This window comes from Georgenia sp. SUBG003 (genome assembly GCF_000715355.2).
Lineage (GTDB): Bacteria > Actinomycetota > Actinomycetes > Actinomycetales > Actinomycetaceae > Georgenia.
In genome coordinates, this window is the sequence record NZ_CP180204.1 from 4,582,222 (window position 1) to 4,597,726 (window position 15,505).

Genomic DNA, 15,505 nt, shown 5'->3' on the forward strand with positions numbered 1-15,505 from the left:
CTACCCCACCGCGCTCGCCTCCTTGAGGCCTCCGACTTCTGCGGGGCTCATCGAACGGATGCCGAGCACCTGCTTGGTGTCTCCGGCGACGAGCCGCGCCAACATCCAACCTTCGTCCACAATGGCGAGCATCCCACAGGTGCTACCGCTGTCAGGCGCCTGATCTGCTGGTTCCGCGCCGGATCGCGCAACCGCCAGGGCAGGGCGAAAGGTGCTGTGCGACAGCCTCATTCCCCGATTGGAAACCTCGGTCCCACGGACAAATGTCGTCACCTCGCAGGAACATCGGGTTGCACGTCAGAACGCGGTGCGCGACCTGGCCGCTGAGCTGAGTGGAACGCGGATGACGGAACCGACGACTGAATCGAGGTGGTCTTCCGACTCTGCTTGAGCTGAAACCGGCAGTGGCACGGGGACCCGTACCAGGCGAGGCGCGGGTTCCAGGCCGCCGCGCGGGCCGACTTTGCCGCGTCCGCTCTAGTCGCCTATCTTCTGATTTCTGCGGGTGCTGCACCGCTCTTCCTGCTTATCGCCACGGTCACGGTCGCCGTCGCGTACTTTGTGCCAGAACTCCTGCTCTACAGCCGGGGCATTGAACGCAGCGAGAAGATCACCCTCGAACTCGCCGACACCTTGGACCAAATGACGATCGCCGTCGAAGCTGGCCTAGGATTCGACTCTGCCATGCTCGCGCCGGCCAGAACGGCAAGGGCCCGCTCGCCGAAGAGTTGGTTCGAACACTGCAGGACGTCCAGATGGGCCGATCGCGGCGCCAGGCGTGAGGAGCTGGCCAACCGATCGGACGTCCCGGACCTGCGCCGGTTCGTCCGCCGCGATCATCCAAGCGGACAAGCACGGCATCGCGATCGCCGACGTGCTGCGGACCCAGGCGGGCGAGATGCGGCTAAGCGCCGCCAACGAGCCGAGGAGAAGCGATGATGTAGACCTCGGGGTGGCCGAAGAACCAGAACAGGTGCTGCCACAGCAGCGCCCCGCCGGCCTCCGGGTTGTAGATCTGCCCGCCGAGGAGCCTGTCGACGGCGAGGCCGAACAGGGCGGCGGCCAGCACCGGGAACGCCATCAGCGCCAGGATGAGGTGATGAGGACGTTCCAGGTGAAGATCGGCATCCGGAACATGGTCATGCCGGGGGGCGCGCATCGTGATGATCGTGGCGATGAAGTTCACCGCTCCGAAGATGGACGCGAAACCGGTCATCGCGAGCCCGAGGACCCACAGGTCCCCGCCCAGCCCGGGCGAGAAGGTCGCGTTGGACAGGGGGGGTGTAGGCGGTCCAGCCGAAGCTCGCCGCGCCTGGGGGTGAAGACGATGTATACGGACTGACGCCTGCCCGGTGCTGGAAGGTTAAGAGGACGGGTCAGCCGCGAGGCGAAGCTCAGAATTTAAGCCCCAGTAAACGGCGGTGGTAACTATAACCATCCTAAGGTAGCGAAATTCCTTGTCGGGTAAGTTCCGACCTGCACGAATGGCGTAACGACTTCTCCGCTGTCTCGACCGCGAACTCGGCGAAATTTGCACTACGAGTAAAGATGCTCGTTTTCGCGCAGCAGGGACGGGAAAGACCCCCGGGGACCTTTACTATAGCTTGGTATTGGTGTTCGGTACGGCTTGTGTAGGATAGGTGGGAGACCGTGAAGCCGCCACGCGGCATCGCGCAGATCGAGCTTGCTGGCGACTACTACGGTCGCACGCCCGCCCAGGTGCGCGCGCTGGTCGAGTCGTTCGGGATGCGGGTGACGAGCAACCACTTCGGGCCCCGCTCGATGATCCAGAACATCTGGTACGACGCCGGCGAACGCGCCCGCATCTTCGAGGAGGCGCACGCGCTGGGACTGCCGGACGTCGCACCGGCCACTCCTACGTGGCACCCTGACGGTCGACGGATACAAGGAGATGGCTGCCGCCTCAGCCGGCTGCTCCTTCGCCAACCCGATCACCACTCAGATCGCCTACGCCCCCGGGCGACGGCGTCCGGGTGGCGCTCACGGAGGACGTGTCCTTCGAGAACCTGATGGTTCTCACTCCCTCGGAAGGCGAGGAAGGGCACCTGCTCGGGGCAGCGGTGAACAGGTCCACCGACCCTGTCACGGTCGAGATCGTTCTCGACGGCGGGCCGGCGTCGATTTCGACCTGCCGGCGGGGGGCGAGGTGAACTTCACCAGGCCACGCTGACGCCCGACAGCGTCGACGCACCCCGGGTGCACCCTGCCCGCCACCGCCTCGAGCCCGGGCGCTGGCGCCGTCGACGTTCGTTCCGGTGCTGGACGGCACGCTGCCTGCCTACGAGACGTACCTCGAACGCCACTGAGCGGCGCGCGACGCCCGGGTCAGGAGCTGCGTTCCGACCCCAGGTTGCACGTGCTCGTCTGCCTGACCAGGTGCGCGATGGACGGGTCGTAGGCGATGTGAAGCGTTCGGGTTTGTGTGCCGCATCGTTTCTTGCGAGGAAGGATGCAGGTATGCCGAAGCAGTACGACGCCGCGGCGAAGGAGCGCGCGGTGCGGATGGTCAGGGAGCAGGTCCCGGAGTACGGGTCGATCACCAAGGCGTGCGAGGCGGTCGCGGCGCGTCTGGGGATGTCCCGGGAGACGTTGCGCGGGTGGGTGCGTCAGGGCGATGTCGACGCCGGCGCGCGGGATGGACGACGCAGGAACGCGAGGAGATCAAGGCCCTCAAGGCGCGGGTGCGGCGCTTGAGGAGGACAACGCGATCCCGGCTGCAGCAGGAGCCGCTCCAGGATGCACTCGGCACCGAGGTCACCGTCTCCTACAAGCCGGGCGGCGGCGGAGCGCTCGCCTGGTCGGAGCTCACGCGCACCGAGGCGGACGGCTACACGATCATGGGGCACAACCTCCCGCACATCATCCTCCAGCCGATGATGCGCGAGGACGCCGGGTACGAGACCGGGCAGCTCAAGCAGGTCTACATCTTCCAGAGCACGCCGAACATCCTCGCGGTGCCGGCCGACAGCGACATCAAGACTCTCGACGACTTCATCGCCGCCGCGAAGGAGAACCCGGCCGCCTCTCGGTCGGCGGCAGCGGCGACTTCAGCGCCAACCACGTCGGCACGCTCCTGCTCTAGTCGGTGTGGTTCACACCGACTACGAAGGTGGCGTCCTCGTTCTTGCCGGGCGCGGAGATGATGACCTTCTTCGCGCCGGCGTCGATGTGCGCCTTGGCCTTGGTGGCGTCGGTGAAACGACCGGTCGACTCGATGACGATGTCAGCGCCGAGCTCGCCCCAGGGCAGAGCGGCCGGGTCCTTCTCCTCCAGCGCCTTGAAGGTCTGGTTGCCCGTGATGCTGTCCTCGGTGTACGACACGTCCTCCTTGAGGACGCCGAACACGGAGTCGTACTTCAGCAGGTGCGCGAGGGTCTTGTTGTCGGTCAGGTCGTTGACGCCCACGATCTGGACGTCGGCGCCGACTCCAGCACGGCGCGGGTGAAGTTACGACCGATGCGGCCGAAACCGTTGATGCCGACGCGGATGGTCACAGTGTCCTCCTGGAGTGCGCCCGCTCGGCGCACACATGTCCGAAAGTCGTGAGCACCTCGCTGGGTGCTCCCGGGCAAGGCCTCGTCGCCCTCGCCGGACCGCGCGACGACACCTCGACCAGCAGTCCCGAGTTTACCCACGGAGGGACAAACGCCGCGCCGACAAGGTCGCGCACCTGCGCTTCCCCGACCCGGCGCCGTGCGGGAGGACCCCGCTCACGGCCGAGGGGCTGAGCAAGTCGTACGGCTCGCTCGAGGTCTTCACCGACGTCAACCTCGCCATCGACCGCGGCTCCAAGGTGGTCATCCTGGGCCTGAACGGTGCGGGCAAGACCACCCTGCTGCGCATCCTCGGCGGGGTGGAGGAGCCGGACACGGGCGAGGTGGTCCCCGGGCACGGCCTGAAGGTGGGCTACTACGCCCAGGAGCACGAGACGCTCGACCTCGAGCGGACCGTGGTGGAGAACCTCCGCTCGGCCGCGCGATCTCGACGACACCGGGGTGCGCAGGCGTGCTGGGCTCGTTCCTGTTCTCCGGCGAGGACGCCGACAAGCCCGCCAAGGTGCTCTCGGGAGGGGAGAAGACCGCCTCGCCCTCGCGGTGCTGGTGGTCTCCTCGGCGAACGTGCTGCTCCTCGACGAGCCCACGAAACAACCTCGACCCCGGCCAGCCCATCCTCCTCACCGGCGGCATCACGCTCGTCTACTCCACGATCGGCGGCCTGTGGGCGGACGCCCTGACCGACTTCGGCCAGTTCGTCATCCAGTTCGTCGCCGGCATCGTGATGTTCGTGACCGTTCTGACGACTCTCGACGGGGTGTCGACCATCTGGACGATGTGGGACGACCTTCCTAAGGGCAACTCCGACCTCTTCAACGGCCAGTACACGGTCCTGTTCGTCATGGTGTACCTGCTCATCAACACCATGTCGTACAACGGGGGCACCTGGAACCTCGCGCAGCGCTTCATCGCCTCCCCCACCGGCAGCACCGCCCGGCGGGCCGCGCTGTTCTCGGCCGCTCTCTACCTGTTCTGGCCGCTCGTGATGTTCTTCCCGATGTGGGCGGCCCGATCATCCTGCCCGGCATCGAGGACACCTCCCAGGCGTACGCCCTGCTCACGCAGGAGCTCCTGCCGGCGGGTCTCGGTCTTGTTCGAGCGGGGGTCCACCTCGAAGGTGTACTTGCCCTCGTCGATCAGGCCGTAGCTCTTCTCGGAGACGATCGGCCGGATGATGATGTCGCGGGGGGTTCTTGCTCGCCTCGAGGCTCACTTCGTCTCCTCCTCGGCCTTCGGGCCGCGCAGGAAGGCCTGCAGCGCACCGGAGGTGAACACGACGTCGTCGTTGACGAGGACGTCGTAGGTGTTGAGCTGGTCGGCCCAGAGCAGGTGGACGCTCGGGACGTTGCGCAGGCTCAGGACGGTCAGCTCGTCGCGCTCGAGGACGACCAGCGCGGTGCGGTCCGCCACGGCCCGCCACGACCCGGTCCGCAACCCCGAGAACGCGAAGACCCGGCGCGACACCGTCCTGCGGCAGATGCTCAACCAGGGGTTCATCACCCAGGCGGAGCACGACGAGTCGGTCGCCCTGTCCATCGAGGACATGCTCAACGTCTCCCCCACCCGAACGGTGCGCGGCGGCCGGGATCTCCGTCTACTTCTGCGAGTACGTGGTGGACGATCTCCTGAACTCCGAGGACTGGGGCGAGGACCGGGCGGACCGCCAGCAGGCGCTCTACCGCGGAGGCCTCGTCATCCACACGACGCTCGACCCCGCGAGGCAGCAGGCCGCCTACGACGCCGTCACCGGCAGCGTCCCCGTCAACGACCCGTCGACCATCAAGATGGCACTGTCCTCCGTGCCTCGTTCAGGCCGACGATGGTGGCCGTCTTGCCCTTGGCCGCGTACTTCGTGGTGATCGCGTCCAGGGTGGCCACGGTGGAGGCGTCCCAGATGTGCGACTCGGACAGGTCGATGACGACGTTCCGGGGTCGCGGCGTAGTCGAACTGGTAGACGAGATCGTTGCTGGAGGCCCAGAGCAGCTCGCCGCGGACGCGTAGACGCGGGTGTCTCGTCCGGGTGGGCGACGTCGACGACCTCGGTCAGGTGCGCGACGCGGCGGACGAACATCAGGGCCGCGACGATCACGCCGGTGATGACGCCGTAGGCGAGGTTGTGGGTGGCCACGGTGACGACGCGGTGGAGAGCATCACGAGGGTCTCGGACCTCGGCATGCGCCGCAGCGTGGCGGGCCGGACGGAGTGCCAGTCGAAGGTGCCGACCGAGACCTGATCATCACGGCCTCGGGGCGCGCGTCGGCGGCGACGATCTCGTTCATGATCCGGAAGAGCTGGAACGGGTCGGCCGCGCCGACCATGAGGTCGTCGTCGGCGTAGAAGCGTCGAGTTGAAGTCGACCCCCGAGCGCCCGACCCGCAGCAGCTGCGCGACGATGAACTCGATGTTGTGCCCGGCGCGTGGTGGCCGGTGTCCAGGACCACCATCGCACGCTCCCCCAGGGCGAGGCAGTGCAGGAGCGAGGTGCCCCAGTCGGGGATGTCGGTGGCGTAGAACGCCGGCTCGAAGAACTTGTACTCGAGGATCAGCCGGTGCTCCGGGCCGAGCGCGGCGTAGATCTCCGCCAGCCCTCGGCGAGTCGCTCCTGGCGGCGCGCAGGTCGTCCTAGCCCCTCGGGGAGGGTCACCCAGGTGTAGAAGCCGCCGTCCGGGACGGTCCAGGAGCACTCAGGCATGAACTCGGCGAGCGCGCCGAGCATGGCGTCGCGCCGCTCGCGGTACATCTGCCGGTACTGCTTGACCTGCCCGTACCAGTCGTAGGTGGACAGGTAGGTGGCGATGGAGAGCTGGCCCATCATCGTGGGCGAGAGGATCGCGGACTCGCTGGCGAGCACGAGCTTCTCGCGGACGGCGTGCGGCGCGAGCGCCACCCCACCCGGTACCCGGGCGCGAACGCTCGAGAACGACCCCAGGTACACCACGCCGTCGGCGTCGAGGCTCTTCAGCGCGGGCAGCGGGTCGGCGTCGAAGCCGAGGAGGCCGTACGGGTCCTCCAGGACGAGGACGTGGTGGCGACGGCAGATCTCCACGATCTGCGGGCGGCGCTCGAGCGAGAGCGTGACCCCGGCGGGGTTGTGGAAGTTCGGCACCGTGTACAGGAACTTGACGGTCCGCCCCGCCCGCTCGAGCTCCGTGAGCGTGCGGTCGAGCTGCCGAGAACGGCAAGACCTACGCGCTGAAGCCGGACGAGGAGCTGGCCACGATCATCGTGCGCCCGCGGGGCTGGCACCTGCCCGAGAAGCACATCCTCGTCGACGGCCAGGAGACCTCCGGCTCGCTGGTCGACTTCGCCCTCTACATCGCCACCGCGGGCCAGCGGCAGATCGAGAAGGGCCTCGGTCCCTACTTCTACCTGCCGAAGATGGAGTCCCACCTCGAGGCGCGGCTGTGGAACGACGCGTTCAACATCGCCCAGGACGCTCTGGGCATCCCGCGCGGCACGATCCGCGCGACGGTGCTGATCGAGACCTACCCGGCGGCCGAGATGGAGGAGATCCTCTACGAGCTGCGTGAGCACTCCGCCGGCCTGACGCCGGCGCCGAAGAGGCGGCCGTTCTCCCCGGCGCGGACGCGACGGTGACCGGCGCGGCCTGCAGGCGGTCGCGGACGTCGCGGGCCTCCTCGATCGTGTGGATCGCGCGAGCCTTGCGTGCGGCCTGGATCTGGTCGACCTGCTTCTGGCCGCCCTTGGTCCACCGGGTGGCCAGGCCACGCGGGACGAGGTAGTTGCGGGCGTACCCGTCCTTGACCTCGACCACGTCGCCAGCGGTACCGAGACCGGAGACCTCGTGGGTCAGGATCAGCTTTGCCATGATGTGCCTCCCTTGCCTCAGCGAGCCGAGCTCGAGTACGGCAGCAGGGCCATCTCGCGGGCGTTGACGGCCTTGGCGATGAGTCGCTGCTCCTGGACGGACACGCCGGTCACGCGACGGGCGCGGATCTTGCCGCGGTCGGAGATGAACTTCCGAAGCAGCGCGGTGTCCTTGTAGTCGACGTTCTCGATCTTGGCTCGGTCGGCTTCGTGCGCGAGCGCGGCATCACCGAGGAGGCCCGCACGCAGGTCAGGGCCCTGCGCATCAAGACCCCGTCGGTGCACCAGCTCGCCCGCAACCTCTCCGGCGGCAACCAGCAGAAGACCATCATCGGCAAGTGGCTCACGCGCGACTGCGACGTCCTCATCGTCGACGAGCCCACCCGCGGGATCGACGTGGGGCGCAGGACGAGATCTACAACCTGCTCAACGAGCTCGTGCGGCAGGGCAAGTCGGATCATCGTCATCTCCTCCGAGCTGCCCGAGGTGCTCCGGCTCTCCGACCGCATCGCGGTGATGTGCGAGGGCCGGATCACCGCTCTCGACCGGGAGGAAGCGACCCAGGAAAAGGAGACGACGAAGACTCTCTCGTTGAACAGCCCGTCCAGACGCGCCCGCAGGCCGCCGAACAGCGCGTCGAGAGCTGCGATGACCGCGATGGGCAGGTAGGGCTGCAGGAAGATGGGCACGGTGGGTTCGAAGAACACCCCGACGAGCACTCCCACGGCGAGTCCGAGCAGAGCAAGCACTCAGCGCACCTCCTCCTCTGCCGGCCGTCCCCGGTCGTCCACCGCCGTGCTGTCACCCGAGGGTGGCACATCCTGCGACGGCGGTGAAACGGCCCCGCCGACGTCCTCGACGGGTTCTGCCAGCTGAGGTGTGAGCTGAGGCAGCGCCTCGAGCTGCAGGTCGTCCGCCTCCCGGACCTCCGCCCCGATGGAGTACGTGCCGCGGAGCACCCCGAGGTGCGTGCTCGCTGCCAGTAGCCGACGCGATGCCGGCCGCGTAGGCGGCGCCCAGCGCCGTCGTCTCGGCGACCTTCGGGCGCACCACCGGCACGCCGAGGATGTCGGCCTGGAACTGCATGAGGGTCTCGTTGGCGACCATGCCGCCGTCGACCTTCAGCTCGGTCAGCTCGACGCCGGAGTCGATCTTCATCGCGTCGTTGACCTCGCGGGTCTGGAAGGCCGTGGCCTCCAGCACCGCCCGGGCGATGTGACCCTTGTTGACGTAGCGGGTCAGGCCGACGAGGGCGCCGCGGGCGTCGGACGTCCAGTACGGCGCGAACGGCCGGAGAACGCCGGCCGAGGAGCCGGATGCCGGGTTCTTCTCCGGGCTCGTGGTGGCGCGTTGAGCGCTCCAGCCCCTTCGACCGAGCTCGAGGCAGATGATCCGTCGGACCGCGCTGGGAAGGTCGCACCGTTCCGTGTGCTCGACCTGTTCGCCGGCGTCGGAGGACTTACCCGCGGGTTCCACTCGACGGGATCTCCGTACCGGATCGTCCGTGCGGTCGAGATGGACGCGGCGGCCGCACGTGGGTATCAGGCCAACTTCGGCGACGTCGTCTACACCGGCGACATTCAGCGTTGGCTGAAGGATGAGGTGGTGCCGTCCGTCGACGTCGTCGTCGGAGGACCGCCGTGCCAAGGCTTCTCGCGCCTGGGCAAGCGAGACCCCGGGACCCGAGGAACGCCCTCTGGCGGCAGTACCTCGAAGCAGTACGGCGGGCGCGGCCACACCTAGTGTGGCTTGAAAGGAGTCCTCCGATGAGCGGACAGTGGAAACAGGGCGTCGAACAGCGCTCGGAAGACACATCGGAGGACAGCAGGATGACGATGACGGACTCTGCACCCCGTACCGCCGTGGAGATGAGCGGCCTGGAGATCAAGGACCCCACCCTGTACAGCTGGGTGCAGGAGATCGCGGCGCTCACCAGGCCGGACCGCATCTACGTCTGCGACGGGTCGCAGGAGGAGTACGACTTCGCGGCCGAGCTGGGTGGAGGCGGGAACTTCGTCAGGCTGGAACGAGCAGAAGCGGCCGAAACAGCTACCTGGCCCGCTTCGAGCTGCTGCTCCGGAGGCAGCAGCTCGCCGGTGTACACGCCCACGCCCACCGCGTCAGGTCGCTCATGGTGCTGAGGATGCCTCCCGCACCGCGACCCCAGGACACCGTGTCCCGGCTCACGTCCCGTCCGACCATCCTCGAGAACTCCGGGACCTGGTTGAAGTAGAGATAGCCAGCCGGCTGCCGGCTGACGATCAGGCGGGGTACAGGTGCGGACGGTAGTCGAGGTCCGAGAGGCCCAGAGGTTCGACGATCCGCTCGTACAGCTCGTCCCTGTAGCTGTCGCCGGTCACCCGCTCGATGATCATCTCGGCGAGGATGTAGTTGGTGTTCGAGTAGCCGTATCCGGAGGTCGCGGGCAGGTCCGCGACGTACCCGACCAGGCGTTCCTTCGAGAAGCGCACGAACGGGTCGGCCGCGTAGTCGGCGAGGAAGGCGGACTCTTCATGCTCGTCCCCCGTCTTCACCGTGGCCGAGTCGCTCGCGCTGGGCTACGAGCCCGTGGGCGCCGCCGGCCTGATCAACGTCGGCGAGGCCCGCCGCCGGGTCAGGGAGATCTCGGACCGCTTCGGGTTCGACGTCGACCCCGACGCCTACGTCGAGAACCTTCCCGTGGGTGCCCAGCAGCGGGTCGAGATCATCAAGGCGCTGTCGCGCGAGGCGAAGGTGCTCATCCTCGACGAGCCGACCGCGGTGCTCACCCCGCAGGAGACCGACGAGCTGATCGAGATCATGCGCCAGCTCAAGGCCAGCGGGACGATCGTCTTCATCACCCACAAGCTCCGCGAGGTGCGCGCCGTCGCGGACCGCATCACCGTCATCCGCCGCGGCAAGGTGGTCGGCGAGGCCAGCCCCACCTCCACCGAGACCGAGCTGGCCTCCCTCATGGTCCGACTGCTTCTCGTCGTCGCGCTCGCTCACGCCAGCAGACCCTTCATCTGGTGCGTCGGGGTGGCGGCCAGGGCGGCCTCCTCGGCCTTGCGGGCCGCCTCCTCGCGGTTGACGCCCAGCGGGGCGTTCCGGATCTGCTCGTGCAGCTCGAGGATCGCGTTGATGAGCATCTCCGGGCGCGGGGGCAGCCGGGCAGGTAGATGTCGACCGGGACGATGTGGTCGACGCCCTGCACGATCGCGTAGTTGTTGAACATCCCGCCCGAGGACGCGCACACGCCCATGGAGATGACCCACTTGGGCTCGGGCATCTGGTCGTAGACGTGCGGATGACCGGGGCCATCTTGTGGCTCACGCGGCCCGAGACGATCATCAGGTCGGCGTGGCGCGGAGATGCGCGGAAGACCTCCATGCCGAAGCGGGAGATGGGACCTGCTGTTCCGCCAGCGCTCGCAGCGGCTTCCGATCGACCCGGTCGCGTGGTCGCCAACCACCCCGACCTCGAGCCGATCGCCGCCTTCTACGGGGTGCCCTTCCACCACGTGCCCGTGACGAAGGAGACGAAGGATGCGGCGGAGGCCGAGCTGCTGCGGCTGGTGCGCGAGCTGGACGTCGAGCTCGTGGTGCTCGCGCGGTACATGCAGATCCTCTCCGACGACCTCTGCACCGAGCTGGCCGGCAACGTCATCAACATCCACCACTCGTTCCTGCCGAGCTTCAAGGGAGCGCGCCCCTACGCGCAGGCCACGGCCGCGGGTGGAAGCTGATCGGGGCGACGGCGCACTACGTCACCGCCGACCTCGACGAGGGCCCGATCATCGAGCAGGACGCGAGCGCGTGACCCTCTCCGCGCCAGGTGAGCGCGCGCATGTTCACGAGGTCGACGACGCCCTGGAAGGTCGACTCGGAGCCGATCGGGATCTGCATGACCAGCGGGGGTGGCCTTGAGCCGGTCCTCGATCGTCTTCACGGTGAAGAAGAAGTCGGCACCGAGCTTGTCCATCTGTTGACGAAGCAGATGCGCGGGACGTTGTACTTGTCCGCCTGGCGCCACACCGTCTCGGACTGGGGCTCGACGCCCTCCTTGCCGTCGAAGACGGCGACCGCACCGTCGAGCACGCGCAGGGAGCGCTCGACCTCGACCGTGAAGTCGACGTGGCCGGGCGTGTCGATGATGTTGATCTGGTTGTTCCAGAAGCAGGTCGTGGCGGCGGAGGTGATGGTGATGCCGCGCTCCTGCTCCTGCTCCATCCAGTCCATCGTCGAGGCGCCGTCGTGCGTCTCGCCGATCTGTAGTTGATGCCGGTGTAGAACAGGATCCGCTCGGTCGTCGTCGTCTTGCCCGTCGAACGACATGCTCTCCCAGCCGTCGACCCCCTCCTCGTCCAAGATCTCGGCGGCGATGGAGTCCAGGGTGCGGACCTCGACGCTGTCCGCGTCCTCGACGGCCAGACGGTCGGCCACCACGCCGACTGCGGCCCGCGAGAAGCTCACCACCAGGATGTCGCCCGGGCGGTCGAGGCCGCCGTCCTCGATCAGCGCGCGGACCCGTTCGACAATGACGGCGGTCTTGCCCGCTCCGGGTCCTGCGACGATGACGAGTCGCTCCTCGGGCGCCGCCTCGATGACCGCGGCCTGTTCGCTGTCCGGCGACGGACGCACCTCGACACGCTCGTCCGTCCAGAGGTGGTCGAAGTCGTAGAAGGCTAGTTTCGCCCCGTACTGGCGGACGTTGTCGGCCACGTTGACCACCATCTTGCGATTGCGTCGCGGGGCGAGTTGGCGTGAACAGTGGACAGTGAGCCGTCGTGACCTGTGTTCATTGCCTGGAGCATGTCGAGACTCTCGCCGCCGCGAACCTCTCCGACGACGATGCGGTCGGGGGCGCATTCGTAATGAGTTCTTGACGAGGTCCCGGATACTGATCTCGCCCTTCCCTTCGATATTCGCGGGTCGACTCTCGAGGCGCACGACATGCTCCTGCTGCAGTTGCAGTTCGACCGCGTCCTCGATGGTGACGATTCGCTCGCCCTCTGGGATAAAGACGACAACACGTTGAGCAGCGTCGTCTTTTCCGGTGCCCCGTACCTCCGGAGACGTGATATTTGAGGCGCGCCTCGACGCAGGGCATGCAGCAGCTCTGCCCATCTCCCGGGAGTGAGGGGGTGCCCGAAAGTTGATGAGGGTCGGGCCCACCCTTTGAAACGGGGGTCCCTCGAGAAATTTTCCCGGGATCGTCAACGACGACCCCGCTGAAACCGCTAGCGGGTGGGGATGACCCGCGTTGACACGTGAGCCATCGGGGGGAGACGTTGCGTCGACGAGCGGCGAAGACTCGTCGATGCGACGTCCGACGCGCGAGACGATGCGCTCAATAATCCGCGGCGTGGAACCCTGCCCGGCGCGGTGCTCCACGCGCATGGCGCGCACCCGGGAGACGACGAACCAGGCGAGGAGGAGGATGACGGCGACGATGACGATCTTGGAGAAGACGCCGACGTACTGCTCGACGATGTGCCAGTTCTCGCCGAGGGCGTAGCCGGCGACGATGAGCACGGTGTTCCAGATCAGCGACCCGCCAGCGTGAGCACCGTGAACAGCCAGACCGGCATGCGGGTGACGCCGGCGGGGAGTCGAGATGAGTGACCGGAAGATCGGGATCATCCGGCCCAGGAACACGGTGTTCGTCGCCCTCCGTCGCCGCCCAGCCCACCCTGGTGTCCGGGACCTGCTCGACGATCCGTGCCTTCCACTTCCGCTTCACACCGGCGATCTGGGCCTCCCACTCCAGGCTCGCGTCGGTCAGCTGGGTGACCTTCTCCACGCCGCCCATGAAGTGGGGGAACTCCTCGAACTGCGTCCACTGGTTGTAGACCGTGGTGACCGGGACGTCGACCTCAACCGTCTTGTGAACCTTCGTGGTCATGCCAGAACTCCTTCTCGTCGGCGAGGGGCGGGCGCGCCCGCCCCGTTCTGTCTCCTCCAGCATCGAGGATCCCGGCGCACCTCGCGAGGCGAGAGAGACCTTCGGGACGTTCGCCGTCCGATGGGGGGTGGACCCCGAGATCGACGACGTCATGGGGCGGCGGCCCCGGAGCCTGAGCGAGAGGATCATCGACCGGCACATGTGGACGGGGATCCTGTCCATCGGGCTGGTCATGGCCCTGGCGACCCTCGCGACCATCGACATCTTCCTCCCGGGCGGGCTCGTCGAGGGCCGCGACTCTCTCGAGGTGGCCCGCACCGCCGGGTTCACCACCCTCGTGGTGGCCCAGCTGTTCAACGCGTTCAACTCCCGCTCGGAGACGACCAGCGCGTTCCACCGGCTGTTCGTCAACGGGTGGTTGTGGGGCGCGGTGGTGCTGGCGTTCGTGCTGCAGATCGCGATCGTGGAGGTGCCGTTCCTCCAGGCCGCGTTCGGAACCGCGTCGATGGACCTGGCGCACTGGGCCGTCGCGGTGGCGATGCGTCGTCGGTGCTGTGGTTCGACGAGCTGCGCAAGCTGGTGTGGCGGGCGAGGCACCGGGGTGAGCATGACGACGTCGGCGTCCTGCTCCAGCGAGCCAGACTCGCGAAGGTCGCTCATCATCGGCTTCTTGTCGGTGCGCTGCTCAGGACCACGGTTCAGCTGCGCGACGGCGATGACGGGCACCTCGAGTTCCTTCGCGAGGAGCTTGAGCGCACGCGAGAACTCCGAGACCTCCTGCTGACGGGACTCCACGCGCTTGCCGGAACTCATCAGCTGCAGGTAGTCGACGACGACAAGGCGGAGGTTGTGCTTCTGCTTGAGCCTGCGGCACTTCGCCCGGATCTCCATCAGCGACATGTTCGGGCTGTCGTCGATGAACATCGGCGCCTCGGACACCGGCTCATGGCGGTGGCCATGGCGGGTCCAGTCCTCCGTCGCGCATGGTGCCCTTGCGCATGTTCTGCAGCGGCGCGGCCGTGCGCACGCTCGGCTTCGACGAGACGACCTTCTCCCACATCTCCACGGGCGGCGGCGCGTCCCTGGAGTTCCTGGAGGGCAAGACCCTCCCCGGCATCGCCGTCCTGGAGGACTGAATGGCCACCGCACGCACCCCGCTGATGGCGGGCAACTGGAAGATGAACCTCGACCACCACGAGGCCATCTCCCTGGTCCAGAAGCTGGCCTGGACCCTCAAGGACGCCAAGCACGACTACTCGTCGGTCGGTCGTCGTGGTCCCGCCGTTCACGGACATCCGCTCCGTGCAGACGCTCGTGGACGGCGACAAGCTCGACATCCGCTACGGCGCCAGGACCTCTCCGCCCACGAGTCCGGCGCACACGGGCGAGATCTCGGCCATCTCGTCGCCGTAGTACAGCGTCGGCGACCCGGGCAGCGAGAGCAGCAGCGCGTGCGCCAGCTCGATCTCGGCGCGGGAGTTGCCCAGCAGCGGCGCGAGCCGGCGCCGGATGCCGACGTGGCGCGCATCCGGGGGTCCTCCGCGTACCAGCCGTACATGGCGGCACGCTCCTCGGTGGAGACCATCTCGAGGGTCAGCTCGTCGTGGTTGCGCAGGAACGTGCCCCACTGCGCGCCCCCGGGATCGGCGGGGTGTCGGCGAGGATGTCCCGGATCGCGCTCGCCCGCTGCTCCCGCAGCGCGTAGTAGAGCCGCGGCATCACCGGGAAGTGGAAGCACATGTGGCACTCGGGCCGCTCGTCGGTGCCGTAGTACTGCACCACGTCCTCGGGCCACTGGTTCGCCTCGGCCAGCATGATCGTGCCGGGGAACTCGGCGTCGACCATCCCTGGAGTGGTTCCCCCCGACTCGGCTTACGAAAAAAGCACGAGGCTGGTTACCGGTTTTACAGTACCGACAAGCTGACCGAGCTTCTCAAGGGGAAAGGCCGGAGGGGGATCTCCTCATCGACGCGCTGACGTCGAAAGGGGCTCCTGCGGGAAAACACTCCCGTTTACAGCTTTACGCGCTCGCTGGGATATAGTGCGGGCTTTTTCAAAGGGACACGCTTTTTCCCACCAGCTGGGGATGTGCCGAAAGAACAGGGCGCCTCGTGTCGCCCGAGCATTTCGTGTAGCCCACAGATTTCGATGATTTTCATCATGGCAGAGAGACTTTGAGCCCTCAGTCATCTGGGGGGCCCTCCGACTTCTTCCCACC

At 67.3% G+C, this 15,505-nt stretch carries 10 protein-coding genes, 25 pseudogenes and 1 other annotated feature; of the genes and pseudogenes, 15 read left to right on the top strand and 20 right to left on the bottom strand.

Translation table 11 applies throughout. The features are described 5' to 3' along the window. On the bottom strand, positions 1-132 hold the full coding sequence (locus DA06_RS26630) for a hypothetical protein (protein WP_418606481.1): 132 nt from the start codon (positions 130-132) through the stop codon (positions 1-3). Between the two features lie 414 nt (positions 133-546). On the opposite strand from DA06_RS26630, the pseudogene DA06_RS26635 reads away from it, so the two are divergent. Further along, a pseudogene (locus tag DA06_RS26635) lies at positions 547-933 on the top strand (type II secretion system F family protein); the annotation flags it as partial. Here DA06_RS26635 and DA06_RS26640 read toward each other — a convergent pair. Continuing rightward, positions 905-1,276, bottom strand: coding sequence for a cbb3-type cytochrome c oxidase subunit I (locus tag DA06_RS26640; RefSeq protein WP_418608247.1), 372 nt, complete (start codon positions 1,274-1,276; stop codon positions 905-907). The pseudogene DA06_RS26635 and the gene DA06_RS26640 overlap by 29 nt on opposite strands. After that, positions 1,276-1,503: a sequence feature (23S ribosomal RNA rRNA prediction is too short), on the top strand. It overlaps the preceding gene by 1 nt. Before the next feature lie 147 nt (positions 1,504-1,650). On the opposite strand from DA06_RS26640, the gene DA06_RS26645 reads away from it, so the two are divergent. The 3 genes from DA06_RS26645 (at position 1,651) to DA06_RS26655 (ending at position 3,164) form a co-directional block, all read left to right on the top strand. Next, positions 1,651-2,031: a hypothetical protein gene (locus tag DA06_RS26645; RefSeq protein ID WP_418606482.1), complete on the top strand. Its 381-nt coding sequence runs from the start codon at positions 1,651-1,653 to the stop codon at positions 2,029-2,031. 447 nt (positions 2,032-2,478) lie between these two features. Next, on the top strand, positions 2,479-2,715 hold the full coding sequence (locus DA06_RS26650) for a hypothetical protein (protein WP_052437103.1): 237 nt from the start codon (positions 2,479-2,481) through the stop codon (positions 2,713-2,715). Then, complete coding sequence (locus tag DA06_RS26655; protein ID WP_418606483.1) at positions 2,703-3,164, top strand: tripartite tricarboxylate transporter substrate-binding protein; 462 nt, start codon at positions 2,703-2,705, stop codon at positions 3,162-3,164. Before DA06_RS26650 ends, DA06_RS26655 begins: the two co-directional genes overlap by 13 nt. Here the strand turns inward: DA06_RS26655 and DA06_RS26660 are convergent. Beyond that, positions 3,112-3,515: pseudogene (locus tag DA06_RS26660) on the bottom strand (glyceraldehyde 3-phosphate dehydrogenase NAD-binding domain-containing protein); the annotation flags it as partial. The gene DA06_RS26655 and the pseudogene DA06_RS26660 sit on opposite strands and share 53 nt — an antisense overlap. A gap of 152 nt (positions 3,516-3,667) precedes the next feature. On the opposite strand from DA06_RS26660, the pseudogene DA06_RS26665 reads away from it, so the two are divergent. Next, positions 3,668-4,209 (top strand): annotated as a pseudogene (locus DA06_RS26665) (ATP-binding cassette domain-containing protein); the annotation flags it as partial. Between the two features lie 27 nt (positions 4,210-4,236). After that, a pseudogene (locus DA06_RS26670) lies at positions 4,237-4,497 on the top strand (Na+:solute symporter); the annotation flags it as partial. A gap of 155 nt (positions 4,498-4,652) precedes the next feature. Here the strand turns inward: DA06_RS26670 and rplW are convergent. The 5 pseudogenes from rplW to DA06_RS26695 form a co-directional block, all read right to left on the bottom strand. After that, positions 4,653-4,754 (bottom strand): annotated as a pseudogene (rplW, locus tag DA06_RS26675) (50S ribosomal protein L23); the annotation flags it as partial. Between the two features lie 30 nt (positions 4,755-4,784). Then, a pseudogene (gene rplD / locus DA06_RS26680) lies at positions 4,785-4,976 on the bottom strand (50S ribosomal protein L4); the annotation flags it as partial. 378 nt (positions 4,977-5,354) lie between these two features. Further along, a pseudogene (locus tag DA06_RS26685) lies at positions 5,355-5,805 on the bottom strand (STAS domain-containing protein); the annotation flags it as partial. A 35-nt stretch (positions 5,806-5,840) separates the two neighbouring features. Continuing rightward, positions 5,841-6,187: pseudogene (locus tag DA06_RS26690) on the bottom strand (rhamnose isomerase); the annotation flags it as partial. Between the two features lie 78 nt (positions 6,188-6,265). Next, positions 6,266-6,703: pseudogene (locus DA06_RS26695) on the bottom strand (aminotransferase class I/II-fold pyridoxal phosphate-dependent enzyme); the annotation flags it as partial. 44 nt (positions 6,704-6,747) lie between these two features. Between DA06_RS26695 and DA06_RS26700 the strand changes: the two are divergent. Further along, positions 6,748-7,122, top strand: a pseudogene (locus DA06_RS26700) (malate synthase A); the annotation flags it as partial. Positions 7,123-7,127: 5 nt separating this feature from the next. On the opposite strand, the pseudogene rplI reads toward DA06_RS26700, so the two are convergent. Both rplI and rpsR read right to left on the bottom strand, forming a co-directional pair. Continuing rightward, positions 7,128-7,405: pseudogene (rplI, locus tag DA06_RS26705) on the bottom strand (50S ribosomal protein L9); the annotation flags it as partial. Positions 7,406-7,422: 17 nt separating this feature from the next. After that, positions 7,423-7,653 (bottom strand): 30S ribosomal protein S18, encoded by a 231-nt coding sequence (gene rpsR / locus DA06_RS26710; protein WP_418608249.1) that lies wholly within the window; start codon positions 7,651-7,653, stop codon positions 7,423-7,425. Here rpsR and DA06_RS26715 point away from each other — a divergent pair. Continuing rightward, positions 7,615-7,776: pseudogene (locus DA06_RS26715) on the top strand (D-xylose ABC transporter ATP-binding protein); the annotation flags it as partial. The gene rpsR and the pseudogene DA06_RS26715 overlap by 39 nt on opposite strands. 194 nt (positions 7,777-7,970) lie before the next feature. Here the strand turns inward: DA06_RS26715 and DA06_RS26720 are convergent. Together DA06_RS26720 and DA06_RS26725 are read right to left on the bottom strand one after the other, a co-directional pair. Continuing rightward, positions 7,971-8,153, bottom strand: a pseudogene (locus DA06_RS26720) (DUF1290 domain-containing protein); the annotation flags it as partial. 241 nt (positions 8,154-8,394) lie between these two features. After that, positions 8,395-8,708 (bottom strand): annotated as a pseudogene (locus DA06_RS26725) (FGGY-family carbohydrate kinase); the annotation flags it as partial. A gap of 124 nt (positions 8,709-8,832) precedes the next feature. Here DA06_RS26725 and DA06_RS26730 point away from each other — a divergent pair. Together DA06_RS26730 and DA06_RS26735 are read left to right on the top strand one after the other, a co-directional pair. Beyond that, positions 8,833-9,147: a DNA cytosine methyltransferase gene (locus DA06_RS26730; protein WP_418608251.1), complete on the top strand. Its 315-nt coding sequence runs from the start codon at positions 8,833-8,835 to the stop codon at positions 9,145-9,147. Between the two features lie 86 nt (positions 9,148-9,233). Continuing rightward, entirely contained in the window at positions 9,234-9,545 is a 312-nt protein-coding gene (locus tag DA06_RS26735; protein WP_418606484.1) for a hypothetical protein, read from the top strand. 120 nt (positions 9,546-9,665) lie between these two features. Here the strand turns inward: DA06_RS26735 and DA06_RS26740 are convergent, their stop codons facing one another. Next, positions 9,666-9,938 carry a serine hydrolase gene (locus DA06_RS26740; protein WP_418606485.1) on the bottom strand — a complete coding sequence of 91 codons (273 nt, stop codon included), beginning with the start codon at positions 9,936-9,938 and terminating at the stop codon, positions 9,666-9,668. On the opposite strand from DA06_RS26740, the pseudogene DA06_RS26745 reads away from it, so the two are divergent. Further along, positions 9,928-10,362: pseudogene (locus DA06_RS26745) on the top strand (ATP-binding cassette domain-containing protein); the annotation flags it as partial. The gene DA06_RS26740 and the pseudogene DA06_RS26745 sit on opposite strands and share 11 nt — an antisense overlap. A gap of 26 nt (positions 10,363-10,388) precedes the next feature. On the opposite strand, the pseudogene DA06_RS26750 reads toward DA06_RS26745, so the two are convergent. Then, a pseudogene (locus DA06_RS26750) lies at positions 10,389-10,788 on the bottom strand (NADH-quinone oxidoreductase subunit B); the annotation flags it as partial. 2 nt (positions 10,789-10,790) lie between these two features. Here DA06_RS26750 and DA06_RS26755 point away from each other — a divergent pair. After that, a pseudogene (locus DA06_RS26755) lies at positions 10,791-11,190 on the top strand (formyltransferase family protein); the annotation flags it as partial. A 14-nt stretch (positions 11,191-11,204) separates the two neighbouring features. Here DA06_RS26755 and DA06_RS26760 read toward each other — a convergent pair. The 4 genes and pseudogenes from DA06_RS26760 to DA06_RS26775 form a co-directional block, all read right to left on the bottom strand. Then, positions 11,205-11,704 (bottom strand): annotated as a pseudogene (locus DA06_RS26760) (GTP-binding protein); the annotation flags it as partial. Positions 11,705-11,741: 37 nt separating this feature from the next. Then, positions 11,742-12,116, bottom strand: a pseudogene (locus DA06_RS26765) (UvrD-helicase domain-containing protein); the annotation flags it as partial. Then, positions 12,116-12,743 (bottom strand): annotated as a pseudogene (locus tag DA06_RS26770) (CpaF family protein); the annotation flags it as partial. The pseudogenes DA06_RS26770 and DA06_RS26765, both read right to left, overlap by 1 nt. Beyond that, positions 12,733-13,551, bottom strand: coding sequence for an SRPBCC family protein (locus tag DA06_RS26775; protein ID WP_418608252.1), 819 nt, complete (start codon positions 13,549-13,551; stop codon positions 12,733-12,735). The gene DA06_RS26775 and the pseudogene DA06_RS26770, both read right to left, overlap by 11 nt. Between DA06_RS26775 and DA06_RS26780 the strand changes: the two are divergent. After that, positions 13,439-13,765: pseudogene (locus DA06_RS26780) on the top strand (cation transporting ATPase C-terminal domain-containing protein); the annotation flags it as partial. The gene DA06_RS26775 and the pseudogene DA06_RS26780 sit on opposite strands and share 113 nt — an antisense overlap. Before the next feature lie 125 nt (positions 13,766-13,890). Here DA06_RS26780 and DA06_RS26785 read toward each other — a convergent pair. Continuing rightward, positions 13,891-14,296 (bottom strand): annotated as a pseudogene (locus DA06_RS26785) (DnaB-like helicase C-terminal domain-containing protein); the annotation flags it as partial. Here DA06_RS26785 and pgk point away from each other — a divergent pair. Both pgk and DA06_RS26795 read left to right on the top strand, forming a co-directional pair. Beyond that, a pseudogene (pgk, locus tag DA06_RS26790) lies at positions 14,295-14,423 on the top strand (phosphoglycerate kinase); the annotation flags it as partial. The pseudogenes DA06_RS26785 and pgk sit on opposite strands and share 2 nt — an antisense overlap. 42 nt (positions 14,424-14,465) lie before the next feature. Continuing rightward, a pseudogene (locus DA06_RS26795) lies at positions 14,466-14,609 on the top strand (hypothetical protein); the annotation flags it as partial. Positions 14,610-14,684: 75 nt separating this feature from the next. Here the strand turns inward: DA06_RS26795 and DA06_RS26800 are convergent. Further along, positions 14,685-15,132, bottom strand: a pseudogene (locus DA06_RS26800) (trehalose synthase); the annotation flags it as partial. Positions 15,133-15,505: the final 373 nt, after the last annotated feature.